The 15,907-nt window shown below is 60.8% G+C and carries 12 protein-coding genes; 3 read left to right on the forward strand and 9 right to left on the reverse strand.

The window, feature by feature from the left end; translation table 11 throughout:
- Positions 1-46: 46 nt before the first annotated feature.
- From recF to KTAU_RS16920, 4 genes are all read right to left on the reverse strand, one after another.
- Positions 47-1,228 (reverse strand): DNA replication/repair protein RecF, encoded by a 1,182-nt coding sequence (gene recF / locus KTAU_RS16905; protein ID WP_151729469.1) that lies wholly within the window; start codon positions 1,226-1,228, stop codon positions 47-49.
- Between the two features lie 212 nt (positions 1,229-1,440).
- Positions 1,441-2,589: a DNA polymerase III subunit beta gene (gene dnaN, locus KTAU_RS16910; protein ID WP_170293381.1), complete on the reverse strand. Its 1,149-nt coding sequence runs from the start codon at positions 2,587-2,589 to the stop codon at positions 1,441-1,443.
- A gap of 313 nt (positions 2,590-2,902) precedes the next feature.
- The gene (locus KTAU_RS16915; protein WP_151729471.1) at positions 2,903-4,030 is read right to left on the reverse strand and encodes a CaiB/BaiF CoA transferase family protein; all 1,128 of its coding nucleotides are present in this window, start codon (positions 4,028-4,030) and stop codon (positions 2,903-2,905) included.
- Between the two features lie 249 nt (positions 4,031-4,279).
- On the reverse strand, positions 4,280-5,524 hold the full coding sequence (locus tag KTAU_RS16920; protein WP_170293382.1) for a MerR family transcriptional regulator: 1,245 nt from the start codon (positions 5,522-5,524) through the stop codon (positions 4,280-4,282).
- 942 nt (positions 5,525-6,466) lie between these two features.
- Here KTAU_RS16920 and rplU point away from each other — a divergent pair.
- Together rplU and rpmA are read left to right on the forward strand one after the other, a co-directional pair.
- The gene (gene rplU, locus KTAU_RS16925; RefSeq protein WP_151729473.1) at positions 6,467-6,991 is read left to right on the forward strand and encodes a 50S ribosomal protein L21; all 525 of its coding nucleotides are present in this window, start codon (positions 6,467-6,469) and stop codon (positions 6,989-6,991) included.
- Between the two features lie 26 nt (positions 6,992-7,017).
- Positions 7,018-7,338 carry a 50S ribosomal protein L27 gene (rpmA, locus tag KTAU_RS16930; protein ID WP_112431005.1) on the forward strand — a complete coding sequence of 107 codons (321 nt, stop codon included), beginning with the start codon at positions 7,018-7,020 and terminating at the stop codon, positions 7,336-7,338.
- Positions 7,339-7,614: 276 nt separating this feature from the next.
- On the opposite strand, the gene KTAU_RS16935 is transcribed toward rpmA, so the two are convergent.
- Positions 7,615-9,099 carry a hypothetical protein gene (locus KTAU_RS16935; RefSeq protein ID WP_174844074.1) on the reverse strand — a complete coding sequence of 495 codons (1,485 nt, stop codon included), beginning with the start codon at positions 9,097-9,099 and terminating at the stop codon, positions 7,615-7,617.
- A gap of 710 nt (positions 9,100-9,809) precedes the next feature.
- Here KTAU_RS16935 and purH point away from each other — a divergent pair.
- Positions 9,810-11,381 (forward strand): bifunctional phosphoribosylaminoimidazolecarboxamide formyltransferase/IMP cyclohydrolase, encoded by a 1,572-nt coding sequence (gene purH, locus KTAU_RS16940; protein WP_151729474.1) that lies wholly within the window; start codon positions 9,810-9,812, stop codon positions 11,379-11,381.
- Positions 11,382-11,524: 143 nt separating this feature from the next.
- On the opposite strand, the gene KTAU_RS16945 is transcribed toward purH, so the two are convergent.
- The 4 genes from KTAU_RS16945 to KTAU_RS16960 form a co-directional block, all read right to left on the reverse strand.
- Positions 11,525-11,902 carry a hypothetical protein gene (locus KTAU_RS16945; protein ID WP_112431009.1) on the reverse strand — a complete coding sequence of 126 codons (378 nt, stop codon included), beginning with the start codon at positions 11,900-11,902 and terminating at the stop codon, positions 11,525-11,527.
- Positions 11,903-12,111: 209 nt separating this feature from the next.
- Complete coding sequence (locus tag KTAU_RS16950; RefSeq protein ID WP_151729475.1) at positions 12,112-13,059, reverse strand: pseudouridine-5'-phosphate glycosidase; 948 nt, start codon at positions 13,057-13,059, stop codon at positions 12,112-12,114.
- A 79-nt stretch (positions 13,060-13,138) separates the two neighbouring features.
- Entirely contained in the window at positions 13,139-14,353 is a 1,215-nt protein-coding gene (locus KTAU_RS16955) for a M20 family metallopeptidase (RefSeq protein ID WP_151729476.1), read from the reverse strand.
- 382 nt (positions 14,354-14,735) lie between these two features.
- Entirely contained in the window at positions 14,736-15,419 is a 684-nt protein-coding gene (locus KTAU_RS16960; protein ID WP_151729477.1) for a sigma-70 RNA polymerase sigma factor region 4 domain-containing protein, read from the reverse strand.
- Positions 15,420-15,907 lie beyond the last annotated feature (488 nt).

A 15,907-nucleotide genomic window follows, 5' to 3' on the forward strand; every position in this document is an offset into this window, starting at 1 on the left:
GTAACCCGGACTAGCGTGGCTGTTCACCGTGACCGAATTGGCAGCCTTACCAGGGATGAAGCTGACCGTTGACCACCTGGAACTTATAGGCTCGCTCCAGCACCTCTGGAGGAAAATGGCTCGCATCGGTGGTAGTCAGCAGCACCTGTTCATGGTCGAGGATGGCCTGCAGGAGTTGCTCCCGCCGTCGCTGGTCTAGCTCGCTGAAGACATCGTCCAGCAAGAGCACCGGCTCATCGCCGGTCGCGGCCCGCATATAGGCCAGCTCGGCGAACTTCGTTGCCAGGGCCACCGTCCGTTGCTGCCCGCGCGAGCCGTAGGTGATCACACTCATACCATTGACCAAAAACTCCAGATCGTCGCGGTGTGGCCCCAGTAAGCAGACTCCCTGTTGAATCTCCTTTTGGCGCACGGTGTGGAGCTGTCTCAGATAATGCTCCTGGGCCTCGGTGAGCGAGTGCTGCGGATGAGGCTGAAAGGAAGGGCGATAGACAATCTGCAGCTGCTCGCGTCCCCCGCTCAGTTGCTCCTGAAATGGGGCCGCCAGCTCGTTGAGAGCTGACAGCATGCGCTCGCGCTCGAACATAATCATCGTCGCCAGCAGCGTCAGGCGCTCATCGAGGTAGTCCAGCAGGCGGGGATCTTCATGGTAGTCGCGAATACGCTTGAGCAGAGCGGCACGCTGCATAATGATCTTCCGGTACTGCTGCAGCGCCTGGCAATAGCGGGGCCGCACCTGACATAGACTGCGGTCGATAAAGCGTCGGCGCTCGTCGGGCGAGCCATCGACCAGATGGAGATCGGCGGGCGCAAAGAGCACGTTGGTCATGCTGCCGATGAGGTCGAGTGCCCGACGTGGCACCTCGTTGATCTTGATGCGCTTGCGCTGCGTGCCGCCGGGCCAGTGAGGCGGGCGAGTAGCCTGCTCGCCGCTGCCCAGCAGTGGGGGGGTCGGGTCGAAAATGACGATTTCCACGTGCAACTCGCCGTCGCGCCGCCGGATGCGCGCATCGAGGCGGGCCAGATGGTCGGGCGCATACCAGTTGACCACCTCGCGATCTGCCGAGGCATGAAAAGAAGTACTGGTTGCGATCATCGAAACGGCTTCGAGCAAGTTCGTCTTGCCCTGAGCATTTTCTCCGCAGAAGAGAAAAAGGCCCGGCCCCAGCGACAGATCCAGCTGTCTATAGTTGCGAAAATCGGTCAGCGCGAGATGTACGAGGTGCATCGACGCTCCATCTACCTACCTGTCTCCAATAAAAAGAGGTGCTGCCTTGCCGTGCGGCAGGCAGGGCAGACAGACAATCCGGCTGGCCTGCCTGGCCCCGCTCCGCTCCCAGGTGCCGCCGCCGCCTGGCCTCTGATGAGCATGCTCGGAGAGCTAGCGGATGCCCTCACCTGTCCGAGGCGAGACCCAAGCGGGGCGAGCAGGCCCGCCAATCAGCTGCGATTCGTGTGCATCGGCATAATGACATACGTATACTCGGTGGCATCTACCGGACGCAGCACTCCGGGGCGCATCGGCGAAGTGACCTCCAGAGCCACCTCTGGCGCATCCAGGACGTTGAGCACATCGACCAGATAATCCACATTGAAAATAATCTGGATCTCCTCGCCGTCAACGGCGGCATTGAGCGTACTGGTCGTATCACCCAAATCCTCAGCGGTCGCCTCAATCGTCACTGTGCCAGTCTCCGAGCCGTTGGCGCCTTGTGGCGAGATCTTCAGGCGCGTAATATTCGAACTATTGCGCGCGAAGAGAGCGGCGGCCTTCACACGCTCAGTCAGTGCCTTTGTCTCCAGCACCGCACGCGTCTTATACTCCAGGGGGATAATGGCGCGATAGTTCGGGAAGGTCCCGTCGAGCAGGCGAGAGACCAGGTCGATCTGCTCCGTATGGAAGAGCACCTGGCGATGGTTGGGGGTAACGATCATCTCGACCGGGCCCTCGTTGGGCAAGATGCGCGCCAGCTCTGTCAACGTGCGGGCTGGAATCAAGATATCCTCGCGCGGCTCGGTCGCCCCTGGTAGCGGGGCCGTCCGTGTTGCCAGGCGGAAAGCATCGGCGGCCACAAAGGTCACCTTCTCTTCACGGACCTGCACCAGCACGCCTGTAAAGACGGGACGCGACTCATCCTTCGCTGCAGCAAAGGCCACCTGGCTGATCATCTCCTTGAGCAGGGGAGCCTCCAACAGAATCGGCGGCTCGCCCCCCTCGGCAGTTGGAATCAGCGGAAACTCGGAGGGGTCCATGCCCTTGACGTTAGTATTGATGCCCAGGCCCAGACACTGCAGATTGACCACGTGGGTATCCGGCTGGGCCGTCACCTGGACCGATCCCTGGGGCAGGCTATTGACCAGCTCCGTGAAGAGGCGGGCCGGAACGGTCGTTGTTCCCTCCTCGTCGATCTGGGCCTCAACCCAGCAATTGATACCGATCTCCAAGTTGGTCGCTGCCAACTTCAGCCGCCCCTGCTCTGCGCTCAGCAGCACATTGGCCAGGATCGGTAGGGTGCTGCGGCTTGAGACGGCGTGGCTTACCACCGAGAGACCACGGCTCAAATCCTGCTGCTTACAAGTGAATTTCACGTTCTTCCTCCAGATACACCATTATGTCCTCGATTAGTATATCCTATGGGGTCGAGGGCTACAACAGTCAAGCCCTTTTGTCGCTATGCTTGCGGCCTGGCACGTTCCGCTCGGGGACAGGCCTGCCCTCAAGCTCCTGACCGCCCTTGCGAGTGGCGAGCAGAGAGCATCCAGCCCTCTCCCTTGCCATTCACTGTCCATTGCAATGGGTTCTGTTTTGATCATTCTCAGGGGCCAGCGAGGGAACGGATAGGTGGATAGGTGGCAGCCTGGTGGCACTCCTGGCATTCCTGGCTGCCATATGCAGGGCAGATCAGACCTTATCATTATCCTCGCCGAGCAGAGGGGGCGCCTTATAGAGCCGGGCCGGGGTCTCAGAGAGGCGCAGTGGTGAGCCGACCAGCTTGATCGTACCCGCCGTTGGATGCTCGCACTCCCAGACGAAGCCGCGGGCCTGAATATGTGGATCACTGAAGACTTCGCTTACCTTGTTGATCGCTCCGCAGGGGATGCCGGCCTCGCGCAGCTCATGCAGCCAGCTCTCGCTATCCTTCGTGAGCAGCAGCTCCTGCAATATCGGAATCAGCGCCTCGCGGTTGCGTACGCGCTGAGGATTCGTAGCGAAGCGCGGGTCATCGGCCAGCTCCTCGCGACCGAGCAGGCGGCACAGCGAGCGGAAGAGACGATCGTTGCCGCAGGTGATCACAATATAGCCATCGCGGGTGCGGAAGGCCTGATAGGGCACGATATTGGGGTGTCCATTGCCATAGCGCTGGGCTTCCTCGCCTGAGATCAGGTGATTAGAGGCCACATTACCCAGCAGCGTAATTGTGGCTTCCAGCAGAGAGATATCGATATACTGCCCGCGGCCTGTGCGATCGCGCACGCGCAAAGCCGTCAGAATAGCGATACAGGCGAAAGTGCCGGCAGTCAGGTCGCCGACGGGTGTGCCCACACGCATCGGCTCTCCATCGACCTCGCCGGTCACCGCCATGATGCCTGACTCAGCCTGTGCAACAAAGTCATAGCCGGCGCGCTGGGCATAAGGGCCAGTCTGGCCATAGCCGCTGATCGAGCAATAGATCAGGCCGGGATTGAGCGCGCGCAGATCCTCATAGCCCAGACCGTAGCGGGCTAGCGTACCGGGGCGGAAATTCTCCACCAGAACGGTCGCCTTCTTAATCAGCTCTAAGAGGCGTTGGCGGTCGTCTTCGCGTGTGAAATCCAGGGTAATGCTCAGCTTGTTGCGGTTGAGTCCCAAATAGTAGGCGCTTTCGCCGGCGATGTAGGGCGGACCAAACTGGCGTGTATCGTCGCCTTTGCCTGGCTGTTCAACTTTGATCACCGTGGCCCCCAGATCGCCGAGAATCATTGTGCAATAGGGGCCAGCCAAAACGCGCGAGAGATCGATGACGAGGACATCGGAGAGAGCTGCTTCCATAATCATTCTTCCCTTTCGCTTTAAGCCTGTCTAAGCTGTCCCGTTGCCTGTTGCCTGTATAGCGTGCGGCGGCATGGGAGGGCGCTGGCATAGCGGGAGCAGGCTCCTGCCTGGCCTGGCTGGCAACTATCCAGCCGGGTAGAGAGCGAGCGAGGGCGCGTCGCTGCCGAAGCGAAGGTCTGCGCCAGCCCGCGCCATCGCCATACAGACAGTTAAGCGGAAGGAGCAAGAGCCTGTCAAGTCATCGTGCTAGGGGGCAGGATGGGATGGCGGTGAGATGGAAGGCAAGGCGCCGCCCGGGGAGCCTTGAACATCAGGGTCGGGAGTTCTCTGCGGCTCGCGTGAGTGTGCGGAACCACCGGCCAGGTAATCCTGGAGCACCTGACGCAGCTCGTGAACGATCTGCTGGAGAGGGCCGCTCAGGTAGAGGCCTCCGGGCACATGGTGGGCTAGCTCGCTGTGGTAGAGAAAAGCCTGACCCCCGAAAACTAGCAGCGGACGCGGCTCAGACAGCTCCTGCAGACGGCGCGCCAGGTCGATCAGAGTCGCCACATAGGCCGGCATTGTAACCGAGATGCAGAGCATGACCGGCTGCATCTCGCGCACCACTTCCAGCAGGCTGCTGGTCTCGATGCTCTGGCCGAGATAGATTGTACGCATACCGGCGCGGCGCAGGAGCAAGGCGAGCATCAGCGGGGCCAGTTCGTGAGGTTCGCCCGGCGCGCAGCCGCAGATGATCAGCGGCCCACGATTCTCGTTCACCGAAATATAGAGGAGGTTTGTGAGGAAGCCACGCAGGAAGTTACTGGCAAAATGCTCGATGGCCACGCTGAGCCGACCTGTCTCCCAGAGGTGACCGACCTGCCAGAGCACTGGCGTCACGACCTCGGCACAGACCTGCTCAACCGGATAGAGGGCCAGCAGCGAGGCCAGGAGACGCTGGGCCCGGATGTCATCCAGGCACTTAAAGGCATCGATCAGCTCCTCCTGTACTCTGCGAATATTGTACAAGGTGGAAGGGAGACCGGAGGGGCGGTTGCTGATGGCAGCCGGGCTGGCGCTGCTCAGGAGCTGTGGCTCTGTCGTTGTTTGGGGACTGCTGCCTCCTTCGGGACAGGTTGGCGCTGCCAGCGGCAGGGCGACGTGAAAGGCCGGACGTCGCTCGTCTGGCAACTCGGTGGCCATCTGCTGGAGCTGGCGCGCTTTCTGATATTCTTCCTCCAGGTGGCGCCAGAGGGCCACGGCCTGGCTGATGGCCATACCGCTGTCAACGCGCTCTTTCAGCCAGCGAATGAGGGCAATATCACGCTCAGAATAGAGACGATAGGCGTTAGTAGCTCGCTCCGGTGAGAGAATGGCGTAGCGACTCTCCCAGGCCCGCAGCGTGGGCGCCGGCACTCCAGTCTGCTGGACGACGGCTTTGGTATTGAAGAGGGGGCTGTCTGAATAGCGCTCCAGCTCGGGCCGTTCGATATGCCCGCTTTTTCTATCCATCACTGCAACGCGCTCCGATCTGGCCTGGCGAGCGGCTTGGCCGGGCGGTCGATGCCGCTGACTACCACAACTATAGCATATCATAGCACGAACCGACCACATGTTTGGTCGGGCTGGCACCGCCTACCATATGGCCTATAGGGTCTATCTCTAGAGAGTACTCCCTCCCCGCTCTGCTTGTCAGGCGGAAGGAGCGAGCGGACTCATGCTTGACAAAGCGCTTGTGGGCTTGCTATCATGACAAAGCATCTAAAGTATCGCTCTCAGGTGTCGCGGTCTGGCCCTGTAAATGTCGCGCTGACCGCGCACTTCAAAGAAGCATCCGCTCCCGCCCAGGCGTGGGCGGCAAGACCGCCCGTGACGGCAGGGCGTGTCAGGTCAATCAGGCCAGGATTTGCCCCGCACCAGACGGTCTGTCTGGTCGAAGGTCGCGGCTGAGATTAACGTGCCTGGCCTGGTACAAGGAAAGAGACGCGCCCCTCTCCAGGCCCTAACTGAGACCTTACCAGATTGCGACTGGCCGTGTGCAAGCTGTTCTGCCAGACAGGCTTGCTCGCTGAGGGACAGCTCAGGGGCTGCAGGCAGGCAGGCAGATAGAGAGGCAGAACAGGCTGAGGCTGCTCCTCCCCGAGCGAGGACGCGCCGTGCCGCTCCTTCTCTTTGGAGCAGCAGGCGCCACTTTACCGGCTCGGTGCTGTCCAGCGCTCGATCAACGATGGAGGTAAGCGAGTATCATTGTGTGCACGGCCCGGGAACTGTGCCGAAGGCCTCCACCCACGCCTTCGACGTATCCCGTTCGCAGATCTGCGTGCCTGCAGTGACTCGTCCTGGCTGGTGGCTCAGAGCAGGCAGCGAGACAGAGTAGCGATTGACGCCTGGAGAAGGTGGTTGCCGCACAGCGTTGATGAGCGGAGGTAGAGGTAAAGGAGCCGAACAGAAGCGATGTTCGCAGTTATTAAAAGTGGTGGAAGACAATTCAAAGTTGAGGTAGGCGAGACCCTAGAGGTCAATCGCCTCCCCGTGCAGGAGGGCACCCAGATCCACATTAGCGAGGTCCTGCTGCTCGCAGACGCTAATCGCACTGTGATCGGGCGCCCACTCGTGGAAAACGCCAGCGTCCTGGCCACCGTCAGGAAGCATGCACGGGGTGATAAAATTGTCGTTTTCAAGTATAAGTCGAAGAAGCGCTATCGTCGTCGCCAAGGTCATCGCCAGGAGATTAGCATCCTGACCATCGATGACATCCTGCTCGACGGAGTGAGCCTCGTAACCGGCCAGACCTCCACGGCAGCTGAGCAGGGTACGCCGCTGTCGGGGGCGGCTCTGCAACCCGCGGCTGAGGAGCAGGGAGCTGCCGCCGAGACTCCTGCTGGCGCCTCCGAGGAGGAGGGGCAGGCCAGGACTCGTCGCCGTCGTCGCGTACGGCCCCAGGAGGGTGAAGCTTCTCAAGCCTCAAGTGAAGAGTAGAGTAGAGATCGTGAGGTTTACCAGCTATGGCGCATAAAAAAGGTGTTGGTAGCTCGCGCAATGGTCGCGATAGCAAGGCGAAGCGCCTGGGTGTGAAGCGCTACGATGGTCAACTTGTATCCGCCGGGACCATTATCGTACGCCAGCGCGGTACGAAGATCAAGCCCGGCGATAATGTGGGTGTCGGGCGCGATTACACGCTGTTTGCGCTCATCGATGGGTATGTGAAGTTTGGTCATGCCTCGCGCACTCAGCGCAAGGTTAGCGTCTATCCAACCTTCCCCGGGCGGCCCTCTGTTGAGGAGTTGGTGGCTCAGGCTCAGGCTCAGCTTGAGGCTGGGAGCTAGCTGCCTTTCTCTACCTGAGCGGGGAGCAAAAGATAGCGATAGCGCAGCACTCCAACCGCTTACGCTGGCCAGTGCCGGCTTGGCGATCGCTGTCCCGAGCCAGGGGCTGCCAGGGCAGGACAGGTTAGTACTCAGCAGACGCAGAGAGAGCAGGTCAGGCCAATCGTCTGCCTGCTCTCTCTCTTTTGTTGCGGGGACCAGGCTATGACATCCATGCCATAGCCGGCCCGGCCCGACCCGGCCACTATGCTCGCTGGTGGCCTGCCAGGGCCTCACTCACTGGCGAGTATTGGCCGGACAGGTTACCACGATCTGATGTGTTCGCCGGTCACTCATCAGGCTACAGGTCTGGCCGTTAATGGTCGCTGTGCCATTGCAGCCTACTACCAGCGTGCCATTGACGTTACAGTCGAGCGGTGTGTTGATGACCTCACCGTTGATCGTAGCAGCGATGGCTACGCCCTGTGGCGTGCGCTGAACCTGCACGGGATCAGGGACATGCAGCAGCCTGGTACAATTGAGGCCATCAGCTTCGAAGGTTGTAATGAAGCGCTGTGCCAGGAAGGTGAAGAGTGAGTTAGCCGCCGCTGGATCGGGCGAAGGGCGTGTTTTCGTGAGCGAAGCATCGACGAGCAGGCGTAGCGGGGCGATGGCCAGCAGGTTGGCGCAGTACAGGGTTGTGCTGGCAAAGACCTGATCGCGTACCTGGGGCTGGTCGACGCCAGCGCGGTAGGCGTTGAGCTTGGCAAGGTTAGGGTGACCGGCAACGGTCACCATCGGGTCACCATTAGGAACCAGGGCGACGGGGGCCCGCTGCCAGACAGCGGCCTGTAACTCGTTGAGTGGCAGGGCAGTTGTCATCTGGCCTGGATCAGCCAGATCGGGAGCCATCCAGGGTGTGCAGCCCAGAGCGCCATCCAGCCCGAGCGCCAGCAGACGGTTATCACTGCCATTCACCTGGGGCTGGGCATGCTGTAGGACGGCGATGGCATGGCGTGTCATCTGAGCCGTGCGCCCATCCCTGGTAACCAGATAGGCCGTCGTCACATTATCGCTCTGGTCCTGGTCTACCAGCGCAAAATCACGCACGCTGGGGCAGGGAAGGCCGTCGCGTGCCCGTCCTAGCGGTGGCGGCTTCAGCTTACCAGCACGGATGGCCTGGTTGGCGGCAGCAAAGAAAGCGGGCGCATTGCAATAGGCGAACTGACCAAAGAGCGAGCCACGGATGCCATTCACGCAGTGGCCTTCGGCCAGACTATTACCACCGCTGCTGCGCAGCGTCAAATTCTCGCCGTTGAAGCCGAACCAAAGTGCCACAATACCCCCTGCGGGCAGTTGCGGCACTACAGGGACAAGCGCCTGCTTCTGACCCCGATCAACCACCAGGGGATTGTAAATAGCGATTCGTCCCGTTGCTGGATCAATCACCGCTGCCTGGACAAAGGCCGCCTGATCAGGATTGGCCTCGTGGCAGGGACCGCGGGCCGGATCAGTGGCCACGAGCTGATAGGGCGTGGCCAGACCGCGCGCCGTGAGCGGGTGGAACGGCACAATCAGCGTACAATCGGTATTGGCGGGCGCGGCGGCGTGTGAACCGGTGAGTCGTGGAGCCAGGTAGAGAGCGCCGCCCGTGAGAGCCAGAACCAGCGGCACCGCGATCCCCACCAGCATCAGCGGAGAGAAACGTCGACGCCTTCGTCGGCGTTCGGACCCCAGGCCGGCGACAGCCGGCTTGGCGGCCTCTTTGAGCAGTGACTTCATTGAATTTCAGACCCCCTTGAGGGCGCCAGTCTGCTGGCGTGCTGACTGGTACCCTCTTGCATCCTGCTGAAATGCGGTGAAAGAATCCTGCATTGAATAATGCATGTTGATCAATGCGATCTGGATGAGATAATACCTTGAGTCCCTGCCGATTCTGAGACTTCTGCCAGAAGTTGGCAGGAAAGTACCATCAGGCGGTTAAGATGGCGAGCGCGAGCAGAGAAGCGGCAATATGCCGAAAAGAGGCAGGGTCAGACTCCAGCCTTGGGCGGAGGACCGGGTGCTAGTCGAAGGGCCTCTCCTTTTTGCTATACTATGCATTGAAATTTCTTCTCATCCGGCCAGCGGGCCAGCCAGGTAGCGGGCTGTTCTGCCTTCCTGATGCACTGGCAGTCAGGAAGCTCCTTCAGAGGAGTAGAGGAAGCGCTGCAGGTGAACCGTCTGCGGCGGCTTTCTCTTCTTGCAAGCATAAGTGAAGAAGAAGAAGAGGCAAGGCAGACAGTGGGAGGAAGGACCGTCTTCCGCCCGGCAAGAGGCGCAGGTCGGAGCGCTGGCCCCGCCGAGAGCGGGTGTCGTGGCGGCCACTCAGCTCGTGAGGCCATGTGAGCGCGGGCGGGGCAGGTACGAAGGCGAGCAAATATGCTTGCTCAGCAACAAACGTGGAAAGTGGCTCTACTCGCAGCCCAGCCAAGCGAAAGGAACGAAACAGCATGCGAGCAATCATCAGCGTAGCCAATCGCGAGCATCTAGACGAGCTAGGCCATGCCCTGGCAGAGCGCCAGGTGACCATTTTTGCCACTGGAGGAACCGCGGCGGCTCTGGAAAGCGCTGGCGTAGCGGTTCAACCGGTCAGCAGTCTCATCCAGTTCCCCGAGATCCTGGGGGGGCGTGTCAAAACGCTGCACCCCCACATTTACGGGGGCATCCTGGCGCGGCGCTCTGATCCGGCCCACATGCGTGAACTAGAAGCACATGGCATTGCCCCCATCGATCTGGTGGCTGTCAATCTCTATCCTTTCATCGAAACCGTTGCCCGTGAAGACGTGAGCCTGGAAGAAGCCCAGGAGCAGATCGACATTGGAGGCGTTGCCCTCATCCGCGCCGCCGCCAAGAATTTCCAGGATGTCCTCGTCCTGGTGCGTCCTCAGGACTACGAGCCTGTCCTGCAGGAATGGCAGGAGCGCGGCGAGGTCAGCCAGGAGACGCGGCGACGGCTGGCCGCCATCGCCTTCCAGTATACGGCCAGCTATGATACCGCTATCGCCGAATATTTGCGCAGCCGGGACACCGACTACTTCCCCGAAGAACTTACCCTGCCGTTGCAGCGCATTCAGACCTTGCGCTACGGCGAGAATCCCCACCAGCGTGCCGCCTTCTATCGCTGGGGAGGACTCTCGACCGTCAAGGACTATCGACCGGCGGTGGCCACTGCCGAAGTGCTGCACGGCAAAGAGCTTTCTTTCAACAACCTGCTGGACCTTGACGCAGCCCTGGCTGCCGCTGGCAGTTTCTCCGCTCCCACAGTCGCCATCATCAAGCATACCAACCCCTGTGGTCTGGCCTGCGGCGATACCCTGCTTGAAGCCTATCGCAAAGCCCATGCCGGTGATCCGGTCTCGGCCTATGGCGGTATCATCGGCTGCAACCGGCCCGTAGAGGCTGACGTGGCTCAAGAAATTCACCAACTCTTCTATGAGGCCGTCATCGCGCCCGAGTTCACACCCGAGGCCCTGGCCATCCTCCGCCAGAAAAAGAACATCCGCCTGCTTGCCACGCATGCCCCTATTGATCCTTCGACCCTCAACGCCCAGATCTTCAAATCCGGGCGCTTTGACATCCGCAGCGTCAGCGGCGGTCTCCTCCTGCAGACAGCCGACTTCATTGGCGAGCACGAACTGGAATATCGCGTTGTCACCGAGCGCAAACCAACGCTGGAAGAAATGACCGACCTCATGTTCGCCTGGAAGGTCGTACGCCACGTCAAATCGAACGCCATCGTTCTGGCGCATAAGCTGGCGGTCGTGGGCGTGGGAGCTGGCCAGATGAACCGCGTCACCAGCGTGCAGCTGGCCGTCGAGAAGGCGGGAGAGCGTGCTCGCGGGGCTGTTCTGGCTTCAGACGCTTTCTTCCCCTTTGCTGACGGTGTCGAAGCTGCCGCCAAGGCCGGGGTGACGGCCATCATCCAGCCTGGCGGCTCCATTCGTGACGAGGACTCTATCCGTGTCGCCAACCAGCACGCCATCGCTATGATCTTCACCGGCAGGCGACACTTCCGTCACTAAGCGGGCGCTATCCTCTCTCCAGCTGCCTGGAGATCTTCTTCCCGAAGTGCCAAAACACAAGAGCAGCCGCTCCCCATTTTCGAGGAGCGGCTGCCAGGTATCTGCGGCATAAGGTAGGTACGGTCCCGACAACAGCGAGACCCTCAAATTAGCTCATCGCAGAAGAAGTAGACCCAAAGAATCGCCACAGCGAGGCCACCGATCAGCGTAAAGAAGCCGACGGCACCCGCCGCTGTATTGTTCGGGTCCTTGAAGGGATAGAAAATGATCAGGGCAAGCCAGACCAGTGTCAGGACAACCGTCAGGCTCAGCTTCGTAATAATCGGCGGGGACGGGTAGAAAATATGATAGAGCACCAGCACCAGCAGACCGATGATTGCCGCCAGCAGGAGCAGGTTAATCATCACCCCGCCGCCGAAGTCGAAGACCAGCGTCGGCTTTATGAAAAGAAAGCAGCAGATCCAGAGGATCGTCAGAATAATGCTGCCGATGACTTTGCCCTTTGGTGCAACAGAAATCACGTGACAAAGCTCCTTTCGCGGAGTACCCAGGGGGTCCGCGGCGAGGTCAAGTATCAGGCCCGACCTGCCACGCGAACAGCGTCGTTGCCCGGGATCTCAAGGCACGTCTCCTTTCTGGCACGTGCTTTCCGACTTCCTATTGTAGTCCTTAGCCGACGAGAAATCAACAGGAACCGACCTCTGGTGGCCACCCTGCCATCCAGGTAGACTCAGGACCGCCCACTGACGGCGCAGTAAGCGCGTGCAATGCGAGCAGCCACACGAGCATTATTGAGCAGTAGCGCGCAATTAGCCCGCAGGCTAGCGCCTCCCGTGGTCTCAGCAACCTGGCCCAGCAAGAAAGGCGTCAGGGCGGCCCCGCTAATTCCCTGGGCCTCTGCCCTGGCCAGCGCCGCCGCGATAGCCGCCTCCACCTGCTCGGCGGGCAGGGCTGCCTCCGCCGGCACCGGCGAGCAGACGAGCAAACCAGCTAAGCCACACTCCCAATGTGTGCGGGCAATGGTGGCCGCCTGCACCTCATCGTCGACGCGCTGCTGCAAGCGCAGACCGCTGCGCGGCGTATAGAAAGCTGGAAACTCATCCGTTTGCCAACCGAGGACTGGCACCCCTTGCGTCTCCAAATACTCCAACGTACGGGGCAGGTCCAGAATTGCCTTAGCCCCGGCGCAGACCACCAGCACCGGCGTTCGACTCAGCTCCATCAGATCGGCGGAGATATCCAGCGTACTCTCACCTCCGCGATGCACGCCTCCGATACCGCCAGTGGCAAAAAAGCGGATACCGGCCAGATGGGCGCAGAGCATCGTCCCGGAGACCGTCGTCGCCCCCAGCCGCCGACTCGCCAGCGCAAAAGCCAGATCGCGTCGACTCACCTTCAGCACATCCTGAGCCGTTGCCAGCTCCTCAAGGGCCGCTCTATCAAGGCCGACCATAATCCGTCCGGCGCGGATGGCAATTGTCGCCGGCACGGCCCCCTCCTCACGAACGGCCTCCTCCATAGCCAGGGCTGTCTCTATGTTGGTGGGATATGGCAGACCGTGAGCAATGACCGTGGATTCCAGGGCCACCAGCGGGCGACCCTCGACCAAAGCGTCGCGCACCGTGGGCGCAAGCGATAGATAACGATCAGCAGCAGCTGCTGCTGCAGAGAAAGGCATGCTCTCCCTCACCTCAACGAGCTAACATAGGCGGGTGCCGCGCTCAGCAATCCTGGAGCGGATGGAGACGTTCCCTCGCTCAGGATCTGGCGGGTGTCTCCTCGCCCCCTAGCGGGTTTGGAGCCTGGAACGCCAGTTGACGGATCAAGCCCGCCAACAAGGCCCCGCGCAGCACCAGCGAAGGAACGCGCAAAAATTCCTCGCGCAACACATGCATCTTCCCTCCCACTGGTCCAAGGCTATCCAGGGTTGGAAGGCCGGTCTGCATCAAGAGATTGGCATCCGAGACTCCCCCCTTGGCCTCAGCCACCAGCTCCAGGCCGAGAGCCTGCGCCTCCAGACGTGCCACTGCCACCAAAGCCCGCACCTGGGGAGTTGCCTGGTAAGGAACCCGGCCCCGAGTGCGTGTCAGGTAAGCCCGTGTGCCTGGCACACTGGAGCAAGCAGCGATCTGCTCCAGTGCCTCGGCGGCGGCCTCCAGTCCCTCTTGAGTATAGGCACGCACTGAAATCCAGCAACGGGCCATCTCGGGCACCACATTGAGCAGCTCACTGCTCCCGAGCCGCGTTACATTAAAGGTCACCCCTGGTAGAAGCGTATGCAGGTGATCGATTGCCACAATCTTATGGGCCAGCTCAATGACCGCCGAGCGGCCCCGATGTGGCTCAGCTCCCGAGTGGGCTGCCCGGCCACTGATCTCCAGCAGATAGCGGTCAGCGCCCTTGCGTGCCTCCGTAATGATCTCTGGCGAGCGTGTAGGCTCCAGCACCAGGCCGATGTCAGCCTGGCGAGCCAGCTCCCGAAGGAGCGGAGCGCTCGATGGAGATCCCATCTCCTCATCGCCGTTGAAGACCAGGCAGATCTCCCCGAAGTCCGCAAAGTGCGACTCCAGCAGAGCGCGCAGGCTATAGAGAGCCATGATGACGCCCGACTTCATATCAATCACACCGGGACCGAAAGCCAGCTCGCCATCGCGGCGGAAAGGGCAGGCCAGCGCGGAGCCTGGAGCATAGACAGTGTCGACATGGCCCACCAGCAGGAAGCGCCTACCCTCGCCGGGGCGGCTTCCGCGGAGGCGGGCCACCAGATGGGGTCCATACTGGCCACCGTCGTGGAGAGTCACCGAACAACCGAGCGCTTCCAACCAGGAGCGGAGGTAGCCCATAATGCGTGTGACCCCCTCGACCTGGCCAGTACCCGAATCGATATTGACCAGCAGGGCCAGCCGCTGCAGCATCTCCTCCTCATAGTGCTGCAGGGCCGTGAGGTAGGCTTGCGAGAATGTGACTGACATAGTACCTGTTCACGTGAACCAGGGCCAGAGACGGGAACCGAACTGGCCGCAGCGAGAGAGAATAGCGCGAGAGGCGCCGCGCAGTTCAGTTGCTCTTATTGTATCGTCCACAGCGGAGCGGCTGCAAGCCAGATGAGTCAGATCGAGCGGGGAAGAGGCGTCGCCGGGAGGGCACCGGTTGCCAGGGAGAGCGTCATGCCGAGGTGAGGGCATCGACACGAGCCACGAGTGCGAGGGGGTAGGCGAAGAGAGAAGAGAGCGAGGAGACCTTACCTGGGCCGGGTCCAGGCGGGCCTGTTTCTGGAGAAGAGCGAAGATACAGGCAGCCAGGCAGGAGCAAGAGCAGTCAGTCGAGGCAGGCAGGTGGAAGCGCCGCACCACCTTAAGCGGCCTGAGCGCGCAGCTGGCCCTGAACAATGCGAGCAAGGCGCTTATAGGCCAGACTCAGCAGAGAAGCATGGCGTCCGCGCTCCGCCGGGTCGGCGGGCAGCTCGCGCTGGTACTGCCGCAGATCGATACCGACCTCCAGAAAGGCACGCTGGAGCGCCGTGGGCTGCGGACCAAAATGCATGCGGTTGGCCAGGTCCATGAGAAGAGCGGTGCGCTGCTTCTCAGGAAAGTTGACAATCTCGTGCGCCAGGAAAGAGAACAGCCATTCCTCGAAGACATGATCGAGGACAGCCTCGAACTGATCGGGGTCGGAGGAGAGTGAACTGGCGCGCTGAGCGGCGTAATCTCGCTGTATAATATAGATGAGACAATGGTCACGGCGCCAGAGATCGCGGAAACAATTGTAGGCCACGATCAGGCCCAGGTGCTCTAGCGAATCGATAGGTGCCACCTCTCCTCGTTCAGCTCGTCGTGCGTAGTTCAGCAGGCGCATCATTGTCTCCTGGACGATGTCGGTCACGATCTCATCGCGCTGCCTTGACCAGGAAGAGAGAGAGGAAGAGTGGACCCAGTGAGCCACTCTGGGGCGTAGGATGCAGTAGAGCTGTTCCCAGGGCATGTCGCTGCCAAAGACCTCGGGAGAGCTGCGGCAGGAAGAAACCGAACGCAGAGTCATAAGCGCTTCCTTTCGCCTCTGACCAGCAGAGGTTGGTCTACGCACAAGAATCGCGAAGAGGGCCTCCGGGAGAAGCCAGCGAGCCGCTCTGGAGCAAGCCGAAGCGAGCCAGGCGAGTGCGCCGCGGTGACCCGGAGGCGCTGAGCGCCTTCCCCTCTTGATCCCTGCCACGCCAGCGAGCAACGCTCCCTGAACCAGGAGAAGGAGCTGAATATAAAGAAATCTGGGAAAGGTCAAAGATAATCTTAGTATGCATCAGTAGTATACAGCAGAAAACTTCTTTCTGTCAAGAGGAGTCTTCCTTAAAAGTCATAAAAGTTGACATAGAGCTAAGGTTTCGTTATAATAGAGACATGGGAGCATAGGGACGGTAGAATGTTTGTCATTGTTACGACGTTTGCAGCACTTGCACAGCGCATTGTAGGTGGAGAGGGGGCGAGGTGGTTGCCCTCGCGCGTATCCCGTTGTCAGTTCAAGCGTGTGCAAGC

Origin of the sequence: Thermogemmatispora aurantia, from assembly GCF_008974285.1 — a bacterium.
GTDB classification, from domain to species: Bacteria; Chloroflexota; Ktedonobacteria; order Ktedonobacterales; family Ktedonobacteraceae; genus Thermogemmatispora; species Thermogemmatispora aurantia.